Below are 22655 nucleotides of genomic sequence, written 5' to 3' on the forward strand. Positions count from 1 at the left end.
GTGGGTTCATTAAGGTAAACTGTTGATTCTTATTTGTCGAAATCTGTTTATCCTTATTTGTGGAAAACTGTTGATTCTAGTTTATCGTTTACACTTAGGAATAATTTGAACATCATTGAAACAGAAGTATTAAGGGTTAAAGATCAGATTGGTGGTAAATTGGCCTTATATTTGCATCATGAAATAAAAACTTTTATATTCAATTTTAATCAAAATGACACAGAGAATGCTCTTAAATCACTTGCGAGAATGACTTCTGAAATTAGTTTATATTAAGAGGCAATTAAGAAGAAATATGAATCTATTAAATCGAGGTATTAAATTCTACATTCAATTCCGTGCCTGTGTAAGCGTCAAGTAAATTTGAACAAATTTGCTTATTAATTTTGAACACTTTCTTCTTTGAAAATTGTTTTTCGATATTTCATTCAATAACTTGAATTATTAAAATGAACAATTTCTGCCCGATTGTTTTTATAAAAGATTTAATTACTAGAATTTTATGTAGGTCCTATAAGGATAATAAGAATATGAGTTGCCAGAACAAAGAGATGAGGGAAAAAGATGATTGTCATTGAAAATGATTTGTTGAAGGTTGATATTGTCAGACACGGAGCAGAATTACGTAAAGTGACACATAAGAAAAATGCGCTGGATTATATGTGGACAGGGGATGAGGCATACTGGGGACGTGTATCTCCTGTCTTATTTCCGATTGTGGGTCGGTTAAAGGAAGATCACTATCAACTGGATGGCCAGACCTACAAGATGTCACAGCATGGCTTTCTGCGTGACGTTGAATTCGATGTGGCTGAGCAGACATCAACAACCGTTTCTTTTGTGTTTGAGTCTCTTGGACGCTTTATTCATGTATATCCTTACGAATTTAAAGCGGTGATTCGATATCGTCTCATGGAGGACTCGCTAATTGTTCAGTGGCAAATCCTGAATGAAAACAAGGAAGAGATGTATTTTTCCATTGGTGCACATCCTGCGTTTAAGGTTCCACTAGGAGAAAATGAAACCATTGAAGATTACCATTTGAACATTACACCCGCGGCAAATAAGCAAGTGATGGAATATGAGCTAAAGAATTCCCTCATTCATGAGAAAGGGACAGTAAATGATCTTTCAACGATTCAACTCACAAACTCTCTATTTGCCCATGATGCTCTTATTTATAGCAATATCGATAAAGTTACTTTGGTATCAAGTGGGTCTGGGCATGGTGTAGAAGTTATGCTTCAAGGTTTTCCGTTTGTTGGGATTTGGTCAAAATATATGGAAACAGATGGGTCAATAGCTCCGTTTGTCTGTATTGAGCCTTGGTACGGCATTGCAGATAAATATAACACAACAGGGAACTTAAAAGAGAAGTTTGGCGTCAATAAGCTAGAAGTGGAGGAAGCGTTTCAGGCTGAATATATAATGAAGTTTCATTAAAGCGGGACCAGGAGCTAGGGGGACGGTTCTCGTGGCTCCTTGACGGTCTAAAGGAATCAGGAAAATACACTTGAATAATCCTCGACAAATATTTCGCTAGAAAGTAGCATAAAATTGGTTTTTCTAAAGGGTTTTAGGCGTATTTAATTAAACGTTTAGATGGTGTTTTTCATTGTAGAAGTTTGATAGGATGTGTATGTTCCTAATTTCTATTGTCATTTTTGAGGGTAAATTGAAAAAATCACCACTTTTTTTCGACAAATATCTCACTTTAAATCGGCAAAAACTCATATACCAAAACGGTTTATCGGCTATTTAAGTAAACGTTTGATTAAATAGATTTGGAGTTAACTAATCGTTTGATTAGAAATGCATTACGTGCTGATAATGCTGCGTTTGTTCCTCCTTGGTACAAAGAAAATTGTCGAGAAGATCATATGGTGAAAAAGGAAGGGGTTTATTACATCTCGTAATGGAATAAACCTCCTTCTTTTTGAGCGTTAACTAAATATTGATCACTCTCATATGACAAATAATGGTATAATTTAGTGAGGAAGTATAGGAGATGTGATCACCGTGAAGGAAGAAATATTGCTCTTAAAAATACATAATGGACTTAAAGAAGGCAAGAACTATTACGAAGCGATACGCGGCAATTGGAAAATTAGCGAAAAGAGATTTCAATCCATCAAATACGTCGCTGGTATCAATCGTGGAAAGGTAGTTTGTATTTTTCAACCTACAAACTGGAGCACCATAACAGAGGGCCAAGAAAAGGGCAGGAAAGCATTTAATGGTATCGAGGGACCAAACGATATTCTTTTAGATTTACAAAAATCAGAGGAAATTCTATTAAAGAAATTTGGTAGTGGTAGTCCGGTTGCGTATGTTTCATCGGAAGAAATTGTTGGGTAGTTGGGCACCAGGGGACGGTTTTGGTGGTTCCTTCGACTATGAAACACAGGACCAGAAGAACCGTCCCAGTGGCACAGTGGCACGGAGGGGGTAGAATATGCTAGCGGAAATCCAAGGTAAGATCAGTCGTACAGGTTCAAATTTGACAGATCGTTTGGAAGATAATTTGACTGGTAATGTGTTCGGTGCGTTGCGCTATATTCCTTTTTCAATAGGGATTGGTGAAGTGCTTGCAAATGGTGTCTATCCGAAATTGATTGGTGAGGATATACGGAGTGTTCAAAATGCCTTTTGGGCGGATAAGATAACCTTTTGGCCGTATGACCGTGAAGGTGAGATTGATGCCTTGATTGATTTCGAAAAGTTGATGATCGGGATTGAAGTGAAATATAAAAGTGGGCTTTCTTCAGATGATGAGATCACGAATCATAATCAGAATGAGGTAGACATTCAAACTAGTAGTAATCAGTTGGCAAGGGAGTCTCGAATCGTTGCCAGAAAAGGGAAACAGAAACATAAGCTGCTGCTTTTTATCGCGGATCGAAAATCATGTAAAGAAGTGTACGAAGACGTCATTGCCCGAGACATCATAGAGAAAGATGTGGTCTTAGGCTATATTTCGTGGCAGGAGATATTGCTCCAATTAAAGAGCCTAAAGCATACTGACCCATTTCATCAAATTATTGTTCAAGACATAATCGCACTTCTAACTAGGAAGGGCTTTGAGGATTTTACCACAATGGATATTGAGCTTGTTGAATCGATCATGGAACAGGATTATTTCAAATTTGAACTACAAAGTAACGTAAAGATCAGCTTTGAAACAAATCTATCGATAAGTGAGGGATTGTATTATGAGTTCAGCCGATAATATTCGAAATGCTTTTCATGTCGTCTATCATACATATGAAAATATTCATAAATTAATGGATTATTGTAAAACGGTCGCTGCCGAGCAAAGTGATTATGTCAGTGTTGTAGATAAATTTTTACGTTATAAATCCGATACTGATTTTTCAGGTTGGTTTATTCAGAACTTTATTATCTTATTCCAAAATAAAAATAATATCGTATTCGAAAATGAATGGCGGGACGGTCCGCTGTATGTAATGGAACTTGAACTATATAATGCAGAATTGAACCAAGAAGAAAGCAGAGAGCTTCCACGTATTCGCTTATCAAAATTCGAATACGAAAATATGCAAAACTGGGCAAGTGGATGTTCACCAGCAAACCATTGGAGATTTTACTATCCATTGCGTAAAGTGATATCATGGACATTAAAAAAGATGGGGGCACTTTATACATTAGACCAATCGATCAGGAAGCTAGCAACCGTTATTACTGGGGCATCATCAAAATTACCAGCAAAACCATTCCACTCATTGGATTAAATGCTGATAATGTAGTAGAAAAAGTGTTTAAGACGTTTGATAGTTTATAAGAGAGACGAAGGAGCGTTGTAGAGGTCAATCGGAAGTTTTTTATGAAAAAAGGCCAGACTAGATGTAGGTGCTAGTCTGGCCTTTAGTCTTCGATATTTTCAAAAGTAATGATTTGATCCATATCGTCTATATCTAGTGCATCCGCTATACGTGCAAGATGTTGAAAGTGGACATTGAGCCTCTTTTGGTTGGCTAATTCACTTAAAGCCGCATGACGGATATCACTACGACGAGATAATTCTCTTAGTGTCATACCTTTTTCTATAAGTAGTTCTTTTATTTTAACGACAACGATTCTACTCATAGTTCTCCTAACACCCAATCCAATGGTTATAAGGAAAAATTAACATAGGTATATTTTATATGTGGTACGTGTGAGCGTACCATTTGAAAATTTTCGAAAAAATAAAACAATATGAGTCTCTTTTATACTTAAAGTTTTTTATAAAGATGCTAAAGGTGCAACTTTTACTTTGGACTTTCTCTTCCTCGTTTTCTTTGGTGGTTCAATAATAAAAGATACTGGGTTCTTCGCATTTTCAGTGGTAATTTCACTTAGTTGCTCTGCTGCTTTCCATTTGTTATTAAAAGAAAATAGTTTGGAATCGATCATGAGTATAAGTCGATTTCGAAACTCTATCTGTGTTTTTCTTTTAAAGCTATGGGTTCTTAAGATATGGCGGGGATTAAACCAAATGGTATCTTCGTGTTTATGCGATTTATCGGGAAAGACACAAATGTTATGGATATGGTTGATCATGACAGGACACATCATGGAATTCGGTATGATGATTTTGGAAGTGTCCATGGCGCCCTTTAAATTAAATCCGATACATCTGAGACTATCATCTAGTATTTCCAACGGTGACCGATCAACAATGAAAACACGATGGAACTCTCTTACTAGAGTACAAACTTTTGCATTTCGATCATGTAATCCATACATGTACATCATATGCGGATTAATTATGTAGTACGGTTCAATAAACAAACGCATCACTCCTGAATTTTTATGATATTGAATTTTGTTTCTGGATAGCTGTTAGATAATGGTCCAGTAAGCAAATTAACTCATTGAATATGTAATGAAACTGCGAATCTAAGGTTGAGATGAATGCTGAAACTATATGTTAAGAATACAAGTTGTAGAAGCCTTGAAAACTAGTATAGTGAGGTAGGTCAAGTTGATGAAGGAGAGGTTAGAATAAATGATCAATTTTAATGAAGAGAATGTATTATTGTGAAAAGTCATTATAGATGTGTTTTTATGGCCTTTAAAATATGATTTAAACCTTAATGAAAAAATACCATATATTAGTATAATGTATGTTCCGCGTATACGTACCATTCGTGAATGTTTTGTGTATATAATAAAATATTGTCGAATGATGCTTATAATTTCTTTGTAGCCCCGGGCAGTTTAAGTGCTAGCCACTGCCCAGGTTTAATTTTAGACTATAAATTTATAGCAACTTTTTCTTTTAATTTTCTTATTGCCCCTGATCTCCATTGTTTAACTGCAGATACGGAAACTTTCTCCCTTTCCGCTATTTCCTTAATGGATAGGTGATCGATAGACATAGTGATTACCCATTTTGCCTCTTTTTCTGTTAGTCCTTCACAATAAGTGTTAATGATATCTTTCTCAAGGTAAAGAGTTGATTCCTGACCCTCTATAGATTCCCAAAATTCCTCCTTCGGAAGGATAAGTCTTTCATTACATTGGTTGTTTTGGGACATTTGAGATAACATTTTCCCCTTCATATAGGTGTAAGCGTAATTCGAAAAGCTGCCTTTTCTTTCATCAAACGACTGTGCAGCTTCCCAAAGCCCAATTAACCCTGTCTGATAGAACTCATCTTCATCTTTATAAATGTGCAACGATTGGATAATCTTATGAATCATCGGTTGATACTGTACAACTAATTCGTCAAAGCTCTCCACTGGTAAAACCCTTCAGGGCAGCGCGCTTCCGATTTATTCCTAGGTAGCTCTACCATAATCCATTCGCGGAAAACCTTCGAATTCATGAAAATTGAATTTAACTTAGAAAAATAGATTTAAAGGGTAAAATTTGATTCAAATTGGAACAAATAGCCATAGATTGCGATTTGTCTTTTTATAAGTATAAGAGTTAATATAGGTGACCGTGGGGACGGTTGTGTTGGTTGTATTAGGAAATAGAGAAGAGTGCCAACCTGGTAGGTGACACTAAGGTGTGTAAATGAATCTAGAATATAGAGAAGTAATTGCTTTCTGCGATTAAAAGAACGGACATACAACGTTCTTCTTAAAGAGGATCATTCAGGATACGAAAAAAGGGGAGACGAATGGAACAGTCTCCCTTCAATTATTTTGCCTGATACAGAGCGACATGCTAAACATAAGGGCTGACCTAGCATATATGCTGCGAATCTCCTTTGTTTGAATGGATTCGAAAACATATGGAATAGTGAGGGATCCTTAGCAAACAGGGACAGGACAGGCACTGTTCGTATTCATACAGAAAGAGAATGAAGCACAAGAACCAAACAGTCCTCATGCTTCATCTCTCCAGATTAGCCTGTATTGAAAATGAAAATGTTATTTGCTTGTAGAACCGGAAGCAGAGGCCTCTATTCTATATAAGTTTCCTATTTCCAAAGATTCGCCTGCGGCGTTTTTAGACTGATCCCCAACGACTTCTACGTATACTCTGTTTTCGTAGTAGCCAGTTGTGTTGGCGATATTTAATAATTTTTGCGGCCATTCTCCTGCCCAGCGGTAGCCGTCTCTTCTTTCTTTTTCAATCTCTAAGATGTTGTGTTTAATGACACCGTCTCTTCCTGAGAAAATCGGGCGATTGGTGCCAATTTCATAGAAGCGGTACCACGTATTGCTGTTGGCGTCCGGGTAGAAATATTGCCCATTTGGATCGCCTGATACATACTTCGTTCCCGCCAATTTTGCCTCTTCAAACCAATTTAGAGCACCATGAATGGCAGCCTGAACCTCAGTTGAAGGATTCGGCAGTGACATCAAATACTGGACAATTCCTACAGATTCCGAACCAGAGATTGAAGGATGTTCATACGCACGAGCCCCTTGTGGTTCGTACGTCACAGGGTCATGCTGAGCACACCATGCGGTTACTTCACCGTCTACCTTAATTTGCGATTTTAACATATAATCCAGCCCGCGGCCCAATGCATCATCAATCTGCTCAGAAAGTTGCTCGTCACCTAGGTCGGAATTAAACGGATACTTCTTTTCTTTAACCATCGTTAATACACTCATAACGCGAACCATCGCATTATCATTAAAGGTCACATAATCTGAGTAACCGCCTCTTGCCGGATAGACCTGCGGCCAGCCGCCGGCATCAACCTGCATCTCTAGTAAAAAATCAATTCCTTTTAAAACGGAATCCTTATAACGAGCATCACCTGTTTCTTTATACATCAGAGCTAAAAAGAGAATCTCATTTGTTGTTGCGTCATTATCAATCGTCCCTAGTTCACCATGATTAGTCGAATACCATTCAGATTTCGGTTCTTTCCCATCCCATGGCCGTTTATATTTTTCCACCCAGTTTTTAAACCAGCCGCCATGATCCATCTGCCAGGTTAAGAGGGCATCCGCATGCTTAATGTCCTGCGTACGATCCCCGGTATAATAGTCGGCATTCAAATATTGAATATGAAACGGATCTTCAACTTTTGGCAGCGTAATGGTTCCATCTTCTTGAAAGGCTTCCTTCGTTTTGATCACCGCTACGGTTTGGTTATCCTTATTCACCTTTGTGGTGATGCTTTCCACTGTCATCATTTGTTTCAACCCAGGATTGAGAGCTGCCCAATCGTTCGTAGCCGTTTGCAATTCAATATCACTGGAATCAAAGTTTTCTAGCTTGCTATTAAAAGTAACCTCAACGGTATTTGCAGTTGTTGTTTCACTTTTGATAATCTTGACGGGACCGTCTGGCACAGCATTCCCTTTTGGAACCACATTGATAGTGACAGATTCGGCTCCATTCCCTGCCTGATCAACAGCGGTAATCGTAATGTTATTTAACCCCGGCTTTAGAATGACTTTTGTACTAAACGTCAACTTTTCCGATACATTTACTTTCTCACCATTCACCATAACTGTTCCTGCTTCGTTCAGCTTCCCTGTAATCGGAAGCGGATTGTAGATTACATTGTAGTGATTCCCGGTTTTTTCTCCTTTAAAATCATCGATGGTTACGACAGGTTTCTCATGATCATAAACAATTTTTAACACTGCAGGAATAGCCTTATTCCCTGCTGCATCTACTGCTTCCACTGTAATAGTGTTCAAACCGTCATTCAGCACCACCGTCGTGCTGAAGCTGCCATCCTTTTGTAAGGAAATTTCCTTCCCATTGACAGAAACGGATGCTTCTTTATCCACTTGGCCTGTAATTGTAAAGCTTGGTGTATTGACAATGGAATCTTGTTGATCAAGCGAAATAATCGGTGCTGACAGTGGTGATAATGGGATAATCCCGATTCTCTCAGGATCCCAGCCGTCAGATCCTTTCATTACATTTTGCACCGTGTATTGATTCGCTTCCTCCGGCGTTAATTGTGTGGTCCATGGATCCCGCTTTTTCGGGTCTGCCCCTGGCCCCATGTTATTGTATTCTGAATATCTGGCTGTTTTCTCGTTTTCAACTTTCCCCCAGTTATCCCATCCGTCAGGAACAATCGATGCATCCATTTCGGTGTTGATATAGGTGACAGCTGAATAAGGACGCCAAGGTCGCCCGAGATGCACATTGGTCACGCCTTCATCTGAGGTGATTTTTGAATCTAAAAAAACATACCCATACGGTGTGACTTGATCGGTACTAGCAGCGGTTAACTTACTGCCTGTACGCTTGCTATGAAGGTGACAGGTATCAAACATGGCTGTGGCTCCGCCAAAAATGAAATCCACATCCCCTTCCACGTAGCAGTTTTTATAATACTGTCTTCCCGTGTGGGCGTATAATGTATCCTGGTATCCTAAAAACTGTACGTTTTCAAAATAAAGACGATCGGCCCTTACATAAGCGGCAACTGCTTGACCTGTTCCTTGACCAGAGTCGTTCTGGATGGTTAAATTTTGGGCAATAAAATCATTGGCATAGATAAAGATACTTGAACTATTGGAAGTGCCTAATGGTTTGCCGTCTGGCCCAGGCGTATTTGCATTATCATTATAAACAAGCACGGTCCCTTCCTTACTTTCCCCTACAAAACTCAAATTGGTTTTACTCTTAGGGATCGTAAGCTTTTCACGATATTCACCATTTTTTATAAAAATAACATGCCGTTTCGTACTGTTATCAGGTGCGGCATCAATGGCTTCTTGAATCGTTTTAAAGTTTCCGCCTTCTTTCGCTACAACCGTTACTTTCGCAGGCGTAACGGCGATGGGTTCGGAGCCTAAACTTTCCCCTTGCTCATTGACAGCGGAAATCACATAATCATAGGTATCACCGTTTGTAAGACCTATATCTTGATAACCGGTAGAGTGTATATTCTTAGCAATGACCTCATATTGACCACTGTTAAACTCACCACGTTTGATGGTATAGGAATCTGCGCCAGATACAGCGGACCAGGTTAATGCAGCTCTGCCATCACCGGCAATAGCGTTCATACCGTTTGGAATGGCTGGTACACCACTCGTCGATACAGCAGCACCGTTAATCGGTTGGGAATTTGCACTTTCGGCTGTATCGTTCTTGGCGGATACGACATAATAGTACTTCTCGCCATCGGGAATCCCGGTATCTGTATAACTGGTTTCCATTACACCGTTTTTGATGACCTCATAGCCGATGCCCTTTTGTTTACTGCGCAAGACTTGGTAAGACTCGGCACCATTGACGGATTCCCAATGAATGGTTACCCCGCCATTGCCATGACTTACTGAAAGGCCGGTCGGAGCTTGCAATGGCGCTACAGGCACTGCCGTTATAGCTTGTGAATCTGCGCTCTCACCGCTACTCGTTTCGGCAGATACAACATAGTAATACTTCTGACCATTCTCTAACCCTGTATCCCGGAAGTCGGTTTCTGCCATTTTTTCAGCAATGGTCTGATAAGGACCCTCCTTCGTGGTACTGCGTTTTAGATTGTAGGTTACCTGTTGGGCCGAACTCGGTTCCCAGCTTACATCAACCTGACTGTTTCTTGAAAGAGCAGTCAATCCTTTTGGTACAGAAGGCAGGTTTGAAGGATCTGGAGCAGTAGGTACTGCCGTTACGACATTTGAATTCACACTCTCGCCGTTCTCCGTTACGGCAGATACGACATAATAGTAAGTCGTTCCATTGGTTAACCCTGTATCATGGAACTGGGTTCCCTCTATTTTTTCAGCAATGGTTTGAAAAGGACCTTCTTGTGTGGTACTGCGTTTCACATTGTACGTTACGTTTGAGACAGAATCATTTCCTTCGATACCAAGAGCCCACTTGACCGATTCGTCAACCAGATTCCACCCGGCTTCGGTCATATGGTCTTCTTGACCTGCAAATAAAAACGTAGCAACCTGCCGGGCAGGAACTGGGTCACCATTTACATTTTTTGCACCTTTTTCGTAAGCAAATATCGTGGCTTTGGTAGGATCATCTGCTGCAGTAGCAATGATGATGGCCTCTTGACCGGGCTTTCCGAAATTTACTTTACCAGCCTGGTTATACACCTTAACCGTACCGCTTAATCCGGCAGAAAGGGGATGATTGCCATCCTTGATGGTAAGTGAATCCTGATTTTCATAGCTTCCAAAGGTGCCTGAAGAAGCATCACTTAAATGAATATCATCCAGTGCATATGGTTCCGCATAGACAACCGGAACGGGGGAATTCATAAACTTTTTGCCAATATAGGAGGATCCTGAGGATTCCCCGACAAATACGACATCATAGGCAAGTGCATCTTCAGTCGTTACCTCGTTATCCTTTTTAAAAGTGACCGAGTACCCAAGCGATTTCAAATGAGCCATTGTTTTTTCATCTGCCGGGATCCCTGTCCCCACAAGTAATACTCTTTTTCCTTCAACCAATGGATCCCAACTTACATCAACCTGACTGTCTTTTGATACAGCACTTACTCCAGTTGGTGCTGGAATTACAGTTGGCTCTGCTGCTGAAACCGATGTAAGAGCAGCATTCTGTACAACTGAGAGCAATAAGATCAAACTTAGAAAAATATTGAGTAATTTATTCATTCGTTCCTCCTTGAGTGTAAACCCTTTCATTTTAAGGTGAAATACTGCCTGCTCCGAAATCGTTTCCTTTGTTACCCACTTGATAAAATCATAAACAATCCCTCCCTTTCCAAAAATGTGCCCTTGCAATTGAGAGTATAAGTAAATGAATTTTCAAAATATATAATCATTTTTACAGAGTTAAGCTAAAAGTCCTGCAGGAAGATGAAAAAAGAAAGGAATTGAGCATAACTTCGGGACATGATTATGGCTATTATCCTATCAGAATATGGGGTCAGGGGATCGGTGCCGATGGGTGCCTGTCACCGCTCGTGGACAGATTCCACCTGAGGTGGACAGTTACCAATACACTGTCACTCCCCGAATTTATCGAAGATTGGTAGGTTTTTAGATTGGTAAACAGTGATAGAATGGTGCAGTTGAATATTGTTGGGGTGGTTGGTTAATGCTCTTCTTTCCGTTAAGGGAAGGAGGTGATTAGGGTGGAAACAGCGTTTAAGGTCTCAGAAAGCTTTGGAACAAGAGAAAGGGGATTTTTCATCGACATGAAATTTCCTAGAAAACAGGTTAAAGTTCTTTTTTAACAGGGTTTAAGGCAATTTTAATCTAACGTTTAGATGGTATTTTATATAATAGAAGTTTGTCAGGTTGTTTACTTTACTAGTTTCTATTGTCAATTTTAAGGAGCAATCTAAAAAATCATCACTTTTAATCGACAAGTTCCTCTCCTGAAATCAAGTAGAAACTCATATATCAAAGGGGTTCATGCGTTATTTAATCAAGCGTTTGATTAGTAGAATTCGAGTTAAGCAATCGTTTGATTAGTATTGCATTACGTGTTGGTAATGCTGCGTTTGCTCGTTTAGGGTAGGAAGAAAATTGTCGAGATGATGGGTTAGCGTTAACAGGTTCCATACATGTATCAGTAAAGGTGAACTTACGAAAACAATCAGACATAATGCATTTCCTAATAAGTAATTTACCTTCAGAGGAATTGGCAGTTGAGGTATAAGTGAAGGTTTTCAAGGGCTTTCGTCATTTTACAATTAAACGGGCAGAACGCACCTTATTTTATTGAGGTGATGACTGCCTGTGTTACAACGACCTATTAGGTAGAATTCCCCTTGTGTATGGATATGTTTAGAGTTCCATTGATTATTTCGGTTCATTTGAGATAATATTTTCCCCTTCATGTAGGTGTAAGCGTAATTTGAAAATCTACCTTTTCGTTCATCGAAAGTCAGTGTAGCTTCCCAAAGTCCAATTAACCCTACCTGATAGAATTTATCTTCATTTTTATAAATGTGCAATGATTACATAATCTTATGAATCATGGGTTGATACTGAACTACTAAATGGTCAAAGCTCTCCACTGGTAAAACCCTTCAGGGCAGCGCGCTTCCGTTTTATTCCTAGGTAGCTCTACCATAATCCATTCGTGGGAAACCTTCGAATCAGAGAAAATTGAATTTAATATGAAGACTATGGGGACGGTTCTGATGGCTTTTTAATTGGTGATAGTAGGAAATAGAGATGGATACCTACCTAGTGAGTGACAACGATGTGTATAAATGAAATTAGAATAAAGAAAGTATGGTTACATAATAGTGAGAAGCAATTTTACTATACCCTTTCGAGGTTCGCGGAAAATAAGTTTACTAGCCATGGTAGCAGCCATCACAAAATGTGGTCGGTATTGATCTTTGAACCATTTTAAGATTTGGGAGATACCTAACCAAAATCGAACCATAAGAACCGTCCCTGTGGCTGCTTTTTGATGGACAAGGTATGATAGATATTGAAGATAATTAATTTCCAACTTTTTCTTTTGGAATTGATTCATATTGCCCGGTACTTTTTTCATGTATACTTAATCTATTAATCTAGAAAAGAGGAAAAGTTGTGGACAAATTATTAGTATTTTTGAAAAAGAGATGGAAATATGTATTAACGGCATTAATTGCTTTAATTATTGGAGCTTCCACCGGTCCCTCGCCAGATGAATTGGATAAGGTACACAGCAAAGTCGATTCTTTGAACAAGAAACTATCAGCTAAAGCAGAAGCGGTAGCAAGTTTAGAATCTAGTAACAAAGAATTACAAGCGAAGGTAGATGAAGCCGCTCCATGGTTTAAAATGAAAGACGATGAGCGTAAACAAAAAGAAGCGGAAGCTAAGGCGGCCGAAGAAAAGCGTCTAGCTGAGGAAAAGGCAAAAGCGGATGCAGCAGCAGCAGCTAAGGCGGCGGCTGAAGCGGAAGCAAAAAGAGTAGCAGAAGAACAAGCAAAGAAAGGCTATGATACAGGTATTACCTATGATCAGTTAGCAAGAACTCCTGATAGTTATATCGCTCAAAAAGTTAAATTCCGTGGCAAAGTTGTTCAAGTAATGGAAGGTGATGGTACGACTCAAATAAGGTTAGCTGTTGGTGATGATTACGACACAATCCTGTTTGGAGAATTTGATTCTTCTATTGTCGCTTCTAGGGTTTTAGAGGATGACACTATTACAATCATGGGAATATCAACTGGTTTACTCACATACAAATCCACAATGGGTGGAGACATATCAATACCTGGCGTATCTATTGAAAAGATAGAACAGTAAAAATTAGTATTAGGTACTAATTCTTACTCTATTAGAATGTAGTGGCCAGAATTTGGAAGCACTAGAGACATTGGAATATTTTTTTGTAAAAGAGTACTTAATAATTATTGGATTGACAAAGCTAAATTAAGTTTATAAACTTTGTAAAAAAATGCACTTAAACTAACGAGTGGAAGAATTAAAAAATCAGGGCTGTCGATTCGGCAGCTTTTTCTTATTGATACAGCCATTTATATCATTTTTTTTGACAAATACAATCATTCGTTTGGTTAGAACAATTTCAGACTTAGCTGGAAAGAACAATATTACAGATACCGCTATTTGGGGAAGCAATGGCACTAAGACGGTCCAGTTCTCCAAAACAACAAAGTATAGCGAATAGAGCACGAGGATGGGCTCTGTGGAAGGCATTAATCACATATGATTGTTACAAAATTTTGATAAGGTAAGAGCGGAAGAAGCATCTACTACTATTTGGACTATAATCGAAGATTACAAAAAATAATCAAACGATTGATTAGTTTTATCTTCTATTTAAAAGTAAAAAATCTTCTCCCAAAAAACTCTTTTGAATTTTTCAGGAGGAGACGTCTGGCTAAAAGTTGATGAACTAATAAACTTTTTATTAATCAATCAGCCTTATTTGTCGAAAGTAGAACACATTCTTCGACCGGTTTCTTCTAATGAAGAGTATGGGATCGTTTTAACAAAAGAACTTTCAGCACTTTTAATCAAATGATTGGTTAGTTGAGTAAAGTGTTAATCAATCATTTGATTAAAAAAACTGTATTTCCTTTTATTTAGGGCTTTCATCCATTTTAAATGTGAAAATGATGCATTGGAAGTTAGCGCAAACTAAAAATTTTGATATTATCTACATTAAAAAGGCTGCATATCTAGAAAGATTCTGCAGCCTATTTAGTTCATGATTGGAATAACTTCTAAAAGAACCCATGGCTTCCAGGGCAACAATCTCTTATGAACCATAGGTAACAAAGTATATAAAATGTAATATTTTGATATTTTTCTGAGGTAAACAAATTAGGAATAATGGACTAACCGGCATAATATATTAAACTCGTACGGTTTTAAACTAGTCTTTTTGATGAAGGGAGAAATGGTATGAGGAAGAAGTTTTTGGCTTTAATTGTGAGTATGGGGTTATTATTTGCGAGCATTCCAGCGCTTGCAGCCCCCAATCAATCTGATGGGGGAAAGGTAAATTTCAAAAAGGCGACAGAAAAGGTTAATCCGGTTATTCAAATTGATAAGCAGAGCCAAACGAGCAAGAAAGCGGCAACGTTTAAAAACGAAGCTGCGAAAAAACATAAACCAGGCGAAGTAATCGTCAAGTTTAAAAATACTTATTCGACTGAAAGTTTAGGAGTTTTACAGACGAAATTCGGTTTAAAAACGAACAAGAATTTAAATAAGACAGATACAAAACTCCTCAGCTTCAATGCGAAAATTCCGATCGAAGAAGTTTTAAAATCTTTAAATGAATCACCACTGGTAGAGTATGCAGAGCCGAACTATCTTGTGAAACCGGATGCTGTATCCGATCCGATGTTCGGGCAATTATGGGGAATGAAAAACACCGGGCAGCCAATATTTGGAGTTCCTGGTAAAGCGGGCATCGATATTGGCGCGGAATCTGCATGGGCAGTGACAAAGGGTAGTACGAGTCTAATCATAGGCGTCATCGATACCGGAGTGGATATCAATCATCCCGATCTGAAAGCTCAGATTTGGAAGAATCCTGGCGAGGTTGCAGGTGACGGCATTGACAATGATAAGAATGGTTATATAGATGATGTAAACGGCTGGGATTTTTATAATGTGGATAACTCTGTTTACGACTATGCTGACGGGGATGAACATGGCACGCACGTTGCGGGTACAATTGCAGGAACGGCCAATACCATAGGAGTTATTGGGGTGGCACCAAATGTAAAGATCATGCCGCTAAAATTCCTTGGTCCTGACGGAGGATATACGTCAGATGCAATCTTGGCAGTCAATTACGCTAAGGCAAAAGGTGTAAAGATTACTAACAACTCTTGGGGCGGAGGAGGCTTCAGCCAAGCACTGTACGATGCGATTAAAGGTTCCAACTCCCTCTTTTTAGCAGCAGCCGGAAATGATGGAACTAACAATGATTCATCGCCTCATTATCCATCTAACTTTGATTTGTCGAATATTTTATCAGTAGCAGCTATTGAAAACACTGGTAACCTGGCGTCTTTCTCCAACTATGGCGTCACTTCTGTCGATATTGCAGCACCTGGTCAGGATATTTTAAGTACAGTACCTGCCTTTACACCAGGAGATTATTCCAGTGCCTATGACTATTTCAGTGGAACATCTATGGCAACTCCTATGGTTACAGGGGCAGCAGCCTTGTTCCTTAGCAAGAATCCATCAGCTGCTCCATTAACCATAAAGGATGCCATTTTGAAAAATGCAACACCTCTTTCTTCCTTAAATGGGGCAGTATTATCGGGTAGTATGTTAAGAGCTGACAAGGTCGTGAATTATCAACCGGATAATGATATTCCAGGCCTGCCATTTACAGGTACAAGTGTAACAAATACGGTAAGTGCTACAAGTGATTTAGATGATGTATTCTCCTTAAATCTTCTAAAAGGAGAAAAAATAACGGTAACCTTAACGGGAGCAGCTGGAAGCGATTTTGATCTTTACCTTTACAACAGCAGCGCAACAACAGTAAAAAGCAGCGCTGGTATTGTCGCTTATTCTGAAAAGGCAGCAACATCCAGTGAGACCTTTACGTACATCGCTCCAGCAGATGGCACATATTATTTGGATGTATACGCCTATAAGGGATCTGGCAGCTATACAGCAACAGTAAAAGCCGGTGCAACTGCAGGAACATATGAAAATACAGCTAAAGAAATCGGATATCTTCCTGCATGGGGTACATCGTCTAACACAAATGTATCTGGTGGATCTTTTGCTTTCACAAATACAGCAGGGGCTAAGGCTCAATTTGTGTTTAATGGTACAGGGGTAACGGTAACAGGTCTCAAGTATGCCACCCAGGGAATCGTGAAAGTAACAGTGGACGGCGTAAGTAGCCTAGTGAACCTAAATTCTGCAACCACACTGTATAAGCAGCAGTATTATACAAAAACAGGTCTCACCACAGGAAGGCACGTTCTAACGATTGAATGGACAGGAAAAGCTCCGGTTGGAGTGAAAAAGACAGCAACTGCAGTGAATGTCGATACCATTATAGTAAAGTAATTTTTAATTGCATGGCAGAGACTTTAACTAACGAGAGACCGGGCCGTTTTTGCCCGGTTTTTCTATGAAAAAATAAAAAATATTAAATTAGCAGTATTATGACTGAGAACACCCTTGAAAATCAAGGGTGCTTTTTCTCGACAATTCACGCACTTCTTGGGTGAAGAAACTCCTAGCAGGCGGAAGGTTCTTAACCAAATTAATCAATCATTTAATTAGTTTACAGTTTGTCTAAGGGAGTCTATTAGTGAAAAAATATAGTATTTGGTGAAAGTGTATGTAACTTGGCTGCAGATAAGTGAATATGTCTTCGACAATAAATTTCCCGGAAAACAATTTAAAGTTCGTTTCTCAAAAGGGTTTAGGAGAGATTTAATTAAACGATTAGTTAGGGCGGTTCTTGTCGATTATTCTGTTCAATTAACAAATTGTAAGAATTGGTAAAAAGATACTTTTGACAATTATCACGAGTAACTATTAAAGAAAATCCTTACTGAAGTTGATTTTATCCCCAAACTAAGCAAACGATTGAATAAACTGATTCATGTCATTCCTCGTTTACTATTGTAATTATCTGTAAGCGTAAAATAATCCCCACCAGGCCAGTGGGGTCAGACCCTACTCAATTAATGATTAAAGTGCTAAAGATACCTAACCATAATTAACCATGAGAACCGTCCCTGCGGCATACACAATAAAAGGGCCATTCCTGCTCATTTTCGTAGCGGGAATGGCTCTTCTATTTTAAGTTCTATTAAAAGGAACAATCATTTATGGATGGGCTCATCTGTCTTTTTTCTGCTTTTGATAAACCTTTGCCGGCCGTTCAAAAGACCTGAATAAGATTCGTTCGCATGTTTCCTAATGAATAGAAAGGAGGATCATTTTCTGACCTCTTTTTGCTTCGAGAGTTAGGGTTACTTTTTCTCCTTGATGGACGAATAGTTCGTTTATCATGTTGCCTGCTGCCTTTGCGGTGTACAAGCTGCCGTTGGACGTGATAAATCGGAAGGTTCCATTCGGTTCGACACCTCCAATGTGAGCTGTCATCATTATTTGATTTGCAGTAGATACTGTTGCAGCAGGGACTTTGATTTTTTGTCCAATTTTTAGCCGGGTTGGATTCAAGGCTGGATTGAGTGCTTGTATGGTTGAGGCAGGGACCCCTAAGGCTTTGCCGATTTTTGTAAAGGTATCACCGCTTTTAATCACATACACAGATGAATCAACTGTTGAGCTGCTGTTGTTACTAGACTCATTTGGTGCAGGAGCTGCCTGTTTTTTCGTTAAAAAGGTTTCACTCACATACGCTGTTTTGCCATGGAATTGAATCTTGGCCCACCCGTTTGAACTAGAGGTTACAGTTACACGATCATCTAATTTTAACGAACCTAGGACAGCGCTGCTGGTAGTAGCAGCTGCACGAACTCTTAAAGATGATGCCGTTACATACATGGTTTTCGTTTGAGCTTCGACTGTAGATGTGCCTGCTTGTGCAGGTGCTTTTGTGAGGTAGTCAGCGCTGACGAAACAAATCCGCCCTTTTATCAGAATGCCAGCCCAACCATCTTCGATAAATGCAACCTTCACGATATTTCCTTTTTTATAGGTTCCAATTATACTGCTTTCCGTGCTTGGCTGTGTGCGGATATTTAGTGTGGTAGCGGTCACCGTTCTATCATCTACTTTTGGTAAAAGAATTTTTTTGCCGTCAATGGAAGTCAGTCCATTGGCCTCTAATATTTCTTGGGCTGTGACACCATGCTGCATCGCGATGGTTTCAATTTTTTCGCCGCTTTTTACCTGATAGGTGTATTCTTGAATATGAATGGCTGCATTTGCCGTGCTGGTGTACAAGCCAAGGACAACGGTAAAAATGCCGGTCACTACCAGTTTTTTTACAACATTTTTTTGAATCCATTCGTGAACCTGTGATACATATGTATTCCAATTAGTGCGGATATCCTTTAAAAACCCTTGGACGTCTAGTACATTTCGAATATCAAAATGGATACTCTTATAATATTCACGTTTTTCCATCCTTGTGGTGAAAACAGGTACAGATTTTGCTTGCTTGCCTTTTCCGTAGGTTTCTTTCCTGCTAAGTGTCCATTCACCATTTACAACTAATTGTGTAGTCAAAATAACCAATTCCCCTATTCTCTCTCTAAATTAACTCTTACTCTGTAATATTCGTAATACTTCACCATTTTCTGTCCTGAAATTGTCATAATTAGTCGGAAATTGATTATGTTGGACAAAATACCATCTATATGTCCCGTTTTGCCCACTCGGCCATACGACAATTGGAATACATTGGTTTAATACATTGTCGTATGGAGGGATGGATAAAATGAAAAAACGCCAATGGTTTTAGAACGCTATTTTGGGTACAGCTATTTTAATAGCTGTGCCTGTCACTCCTCGGTTTTTGTCGAAGATTGATAGGTTGTTAGGCAGCTAAACAATGATAGAATGGAGTTGCAGCTGAATATTGTTGGGGTGGTTGGTTTTTGCTCTTCTTTCCGTTTAGGGAAGGAGGTGATACCAGTCACGGATAAGGTATACAGTTGGGAAGATATCATCTATTTGAGATAATAAAGGACCTCATATCCACTGGATTATGAGGTCCTTACTAAGCATAATGTTCTTCAACTAAAGCACCCCCGGTAGTTCAACAAGAATCTCTATGTTTACCTTTTAATTAAAGACTTTTTGAATTTCCGACCGAAAGCTCTCAGTTCTTGTACAGGCATCAAGGTTCAACTTTAGAAATTCGAGTGTTACTTCTTCTGATTTTACAAGACCTTCAAAACGTAAGTTCTTAATCCATTCCCAAATATCTTCAAGTTTCCTCTTTAAGAAATAAAATTCAAAGGCATCAAAATCTGGAGACTCATACTTCATATATTTCCTGTATTCATTTAAGAATAGTCCAGCATATTGCTCTGTAATGATTAAAATCAGGTCTTGTTCTTGTGGAGCAAGTTTTAGACATTCCCAGTCAATAAGCATAAGGTGTTTCCCTTGCATAACATTCCAATTATGAGCATCTGCATGGGACAAAACAAACTGGTTTGGTTTGCTTTTTAAAGTATTTGATAAATACCTCATCCTGTTAATCTTTTCTAATAAAGTGCCTGTATAAGGCTTCACAATTTCTAAAACGATATCATCTGTATGATCCAAATCGTTATTAATAAAAGAAGATAAGTATTCGCAGCAATCTATGTCAAAACTTTCGTTTACTTGTTGCTGTTGTAATTCATTAGGGATATTTGAAGTGTTCTTATGAAGTATTCCAAGAATCTTAGCCAGTTCATTTACCTGATTTTGACTTAGCTGTTTGTCTGCAATTGTAGTTCCCTCAATATATTCTGAAAGCAAATACACGTACTGTTCGTCTTCGCATTTATTACTTTTCAATTTCGTAAAGATTGGATTAGCGAGATTGTTTTTTAAATCAGTATGGTTATACAACCATTTTACTAAGGGAGTATATCTATCAATTGCATCAATCCACGGAACAATGGACGGCTTTCTTTTGTCATATACTTTTAAAAAATACTTTTCACATTTATCTTCCACGAAAAATGCTAAGGCCGACCAGCCGCCTGGACGTTGTTCTATTGAAGTTGCTTCAATTCCATAGTTATCATTCAATATAGCAGTAATCCTATTATTAAACTCCATCAGTTAGCCTTTCCCTTAATAAATTTTTATAATAAGGATAATATATATATTTCCTTCTTGAACCTATCCTGCTTCGTTAGTTGAATAACTTGTACAAGTCCAAATCGAAGTAGTTTCACTCAAGTACCTAATCCCGAAACCTAATTTATTAGGATGCGGAATCTACCTAGGAAACAGCCAGAATAAGACAAAGATGTAAATGAAATTTCTGATTAAGCTAAATTATAAATAAAACTAGAAGAATTCAAGATATCTTCCATTATTTCAGCTGGTTTTTTATAAGAGGTGTTGTAAAGATGTTTTAAATTTGCTGGTTCGCTTTCAAGTTTATTTAGCAAAAATAAGGAGCGATCAATTAAAAATGGATCTCCGCGCTTATTCAAACGTTCTATTAAAATATTCTCCTCTGCGAGTAAGACCACGTACTTAATCTTCAGATTCAGGTAAGCAAAATGCTTACAGAACCACTCCAATTCATCTTCGACAACCGTATCGATAATCACATTAAAGTTATGTTGAAGCAGATTTTGGGTTAACGAAAGTATGTTTTTCCACATAATCATAAGCATTTCATCCCAAGGAGGTTCAGAGTCTTTATCATATATGGATAAGAAATCATCCCCTTTAATAAGAGCGCTCTTTTTCACATTTCGTAACAATTCCTTTGTAAGAGTAGATTTACCTACCCCGCATGGTCCAGATATTAGGTATATTGTTTTTTCTTGGTTTTTATCCATCTTTACGTTACCCCCGACCTTTAGCTTTTTCTTTCTGAAGTAGACTCTCTAATAATTAACTTGGTTGGAAGTAAGATCTCTTGTATCGGTTCCCCTCTGTTTTCCATTCGCCAACAAAGCTGTTCTACGGCCTTTTTTGCGAAATAACTCAAATCAATATCCACGGTTGTAATCCTTGGAGTAGAGATTTGTGATAATTGTCCGTTATCAAAACTACAGACAGATACTTCATCGGGTATATTGATGCCTCTTTGCTGCAGGACGGATGTTACGAGGAAACCAAGACCATCATTTACACAAAACCAAGCGGTGGGCTGGCTTTGAAGGTTATCCATAAACTGTTTAATATGATTTTGATTTTCCTGTGCGTTTGTTACGATAAAGTGTTCATTGTGTTTAATATCATATTTTCTTAAAGCAAGTAGATAACCTTCTAATCGCTCTTGATAGCTTGGGGATTTGTCAACATCTCCTACAAAGGCAATATCACGATGCCCTAATTGAATTAAATGTTCTACCGCTCTATATGCTCCAAAACGGTTATTCGTCAGAATGGAATCAGCCTCTAGATGCGGGTCGTGGTGATCGATCAAAACCGTTGGGATATCTGTATCAATAATTTTTTTAATATAGCCGGTACTAATATGAGAAAGAATTAATACTCCATCAATTTGATGATTGGTTAATAAGGAAGGAAGAGTTAAATTCTCCTTCGTTTCATTATCAATGGATTCAATAAAAAGATTCATACCGCGGGCTCTTAATTCTTTTTCAATCCCTAAATATATGACTCCAAAAAAGCTTTTGAGTGAAAAGGCAAATTCAGAAGCAATTAAAGCGATATTCCTGGTACTTTTTTTATCAGGTTGCTTTTGATTTCTACTATTAGAATAATCGTACCCTAATTCATCTGCTGTTTTCTGGACAAGCTGCCTTGTCTCTTCACTAACTCCAGGCTTTCCAGATAATGCTTGAGAAACGGAGTTTTTTGAGATATTCAGCCGATCGGCGATGTCTTGCATCGTCACTTTTCTATTCATATAAAACTCTTCTCCTTTAGTGATTTCCTTATATTAAAAGTGATTTGATTTATAAATTTTACTTGTAATTATATTGTAACGTTACAAATGGCGAATTACAATAGTGACCATATGTGTAATTCTGATTAAAAATATATATTTATATGAATATAATGTTTGACATTCCAGTTGTTAGGTGCAATAATTGTCGTTGTAAGGTAGTTATTCAGCTTACAAAAGAATTATTTAAAGCTGCGTAATGGTAGTTGTCATGGGTATGGATAAAGGGAATACAATATATACCGTGA

At 38.4% G+C, this 22655-nt stretch carries 15 protein-coding genes and 1 pseudogene; 7 read left to right on the plus strand and 9 right to left on the minus strand.

Annotated elements, in window-relative coordinates:
* Nucleotides 1–564: 564 nt before the first annotated feature.
* The 4 genes from ACIQAA_RS24740 (at nucleotide 565) to ACIQAA_RS24755 (ending at nucleotide 3752) form a co-directional block, all read left to right on the plus strand.
* On the plus strand, nucleotides 565–1443 hold the full coding sequence (locus tag ACIQAA_RS24740) for an aldose 1-epimerase family protein (RefSeq protein ID WP_402625011.1): 879 nt from the start codon (nucleotides 565–567) through the stop codon (nucleotides 1441–1443).
* Nucleotides 1444–2019: 576 nt separating this feature from the next.
* Nucleotides 2020–2358 carry a hypothetical protein gene (locus ACIQAA_RS24745; RefSeq protein ID WP_402625014.1) on the plus strand — a complete coding sequence of 113 codons (339 nt, stop codon included), beginning with the start codon at nucleotides 2020–2022 and terminating at the stop codon, nucleotides 2356–2358.
* Nucleotides 2359–2455: 97 nt separating this feature from the next.
* Nucleotides 2456–3229, plus strand: coding sequence for a hypothetical protein (locus ACIQAA_RS24750; RefSeq protein ID WP_402625016.1), 774 nt, complete (start codon nucleotides 2456–2458; stop codon nucleotides 3227–3229).
* Nucleotides 3213–3752, plus strand: a complete 540-nt coding sequence (locus tag ACIQAA_RS24755; protein ID WP_402625019.1) for a hypothetical protein — start codon at nucleotides 3213–3215, stop codon at nucleotides 3750–3752. Before ACIQAA_RS24750 ends, ACIQAA_RS24755 begins: the two co-directional genes overlap by 17 nt.
* Before the next feature lie 133 nt (nucleotides 3753–3885).
* Here the strand turns inward: ACIQAA_RS24755 and ACIQAA_RS24760 are convergent, their stop codons facing one another.
* The 5 genes from ACIQAA_RS24760 to ACIQAA_RS24780 all read right to left on the minus strand — a co-directional run bounded on the left by ACIQAA_RS24760 (nucleotide 3886) and on the right by ACIQAA_RS24780 (nucleotide 12334).
* Nucleotides 3886–4107: a helix-turn-helix domain-containing protein gene (locus tag ACIQAA_RS24760; protein WP_402625021.1), complete on the minus strand. Its 222-nt coding sequence runs from the start codon at nucleotides 4105–4107 to the stop codon at nucleotides 3886–3888.
* 138 nt (nucleotides 4108–4245) lie between these two features.
* Nucleotides 4246–4794: a competence protein ComK gene (locus tag ACIQAA_RS24765; protein ID WP_402625024.1), complete on the minus strand. Its 549-nt coding sequence runs from the start codon at nucleotides 4792–4794 to the stop codon at nucleotides 4246–4248.
* A 464-nt stretch (nucleotides 4795–5258) separates the two neighbouring features.
* Nucleotides 5259–5747 (minus strand): sigma-70 family RNA polymerase sigma factor, encoded by a 489-nt coding sequence (locus ACIQAA_RS24770; RefSeq protein WP_402625027.1) that lies wholly within the window; start codon nucleotides 5745–5747, stop codon nucleotides 5259–5261.
* A 639-nt stretch (nucleotides 5748–6386) separates the two neighbouring features.
* Nucleotides 6387–11024, minus strand: coding sequence for a pectate lyase (gene pelA / locus ACIQAA_RS24775; RefSeq protein WP_402625029.1), 4638 nt, complete (start codon nucleotides 11022–11024; stop codon nucleotides 6387–6389).
* Nucleotides 11025–12070: 1046 nt separating this feature from the next.
* A complete protein-coding gene (locus tag ACIQAA_RS24780) occupies nucleotides 12071–12334 on the minus strand; it encodes a sigma factor (protein WP_402625032.1) in 264 nt (87 codons plus the stop codon).
* A 592-nt stretch (nucleotides 12335–12926) separates the two neighbouring features.
* On the opposite strand from ACIQAA_RS24780, the gene ACIQAA_RS24785 reads away from it, so the two are divergent.
* The 3 genes and pseudogenes from ACIQAA_RS24785 (at nucleotide 12927) to ACIQAA_RS24795 (ending at nucleotide 16898) form a co-directional block, all read left to right on the plus strand.
* A complete protein-coding gene (locus ACIQAA_RS24785; protein ID WP_402625034.1) occupies nucleotides 12927–13631 on the plus strand; it encodes a toxin regulator in 705 nt (234 codons plus the stop codon).
* Nucleotides 13632–14008: 377 nt separating this feature from the next.
* Nucleotides 14009–14136 (plus strand): annotated as a pseudogene (locus ACIQAA_RS24790) (aminoglycoside phosphotransferase family protein); the annotation flags it as partial.
* A 617-nt stretch (nucleotides 14137–14753) separates the two neighbouring features.
* Nucleotides 14754–16898, plus strand: coding sequence for a S8 family serine peptidase (locus ACIQAA_RS24795; protein ID WP_402625037.1), 2145 nt, complete (start codon nucleotides 14754–14756; stop codon nucleotides 16896–16898).
* Between the two features lie 861 nt (nucleotides 16899–17759).
* Here ACIQAA_RS24795 and ACIQAA_RS24800 read toward each other — a convergent pair.
* From ACIQAA_RS24800 to ACIQAA_RS24815, 4 genes are all read right to left on the minus strand, one after another.
* Nucleotides 17760–19040, minus strand: coding sequence for an SH3 domain-containing protein (locus tag ACIQAA_RS24800; protein ID WP_402625039.1), 1281 nt, complete (start codon nucleotides 19038–19040; stop codon nucleotides 17760–17762).
* Nucleotides 19041–19598: 558 nt separating this feature from the next.
* Nucleotides 19599–20591 (minus strand): aminoglycoside phosphotransferase family protein, encoded by a 993-nt coding sequence (locus tag ACIQAA_RS24805; RefSeq protein ID WP_402625042.1) that lies wholly within the window; start codon nucleotides 20589–20591, stop codon nucleotides 19599–19601.
* 212 nt (nucleotides 20592–20803) lie between these two features.
* Nucleotides 20804–21328, minus strand: a complete 525-nt coding sequence (locus ACIQAA_RS24810) for an AAA family ATPase (RefSeq protein ID WP_402625044.1) — start codon at nucleotides 21326–21328, stop codon at nucleotides 20804–20806.
* A gap of 20 nt (nucleotides 21329–21348) precedes the next feature.
* Nucleotides 21349–22368, minus strand: a complete 1020-nt coding sequence (locus ACIQAA_RS24815; RefSeq protein WP_402625047.1) for a LacI family DNA-binding transcriptional regulator — start codon at nucleotides 22366–22368, stop codon at nucleotides 21349–21351.
* Between the last annotated feature and the right edge of the window lie 287 nt (nucleotides 22369–22655).

The organism is Neobacillus sp. NPDC093182 (genome assembly GCF_044754045.1).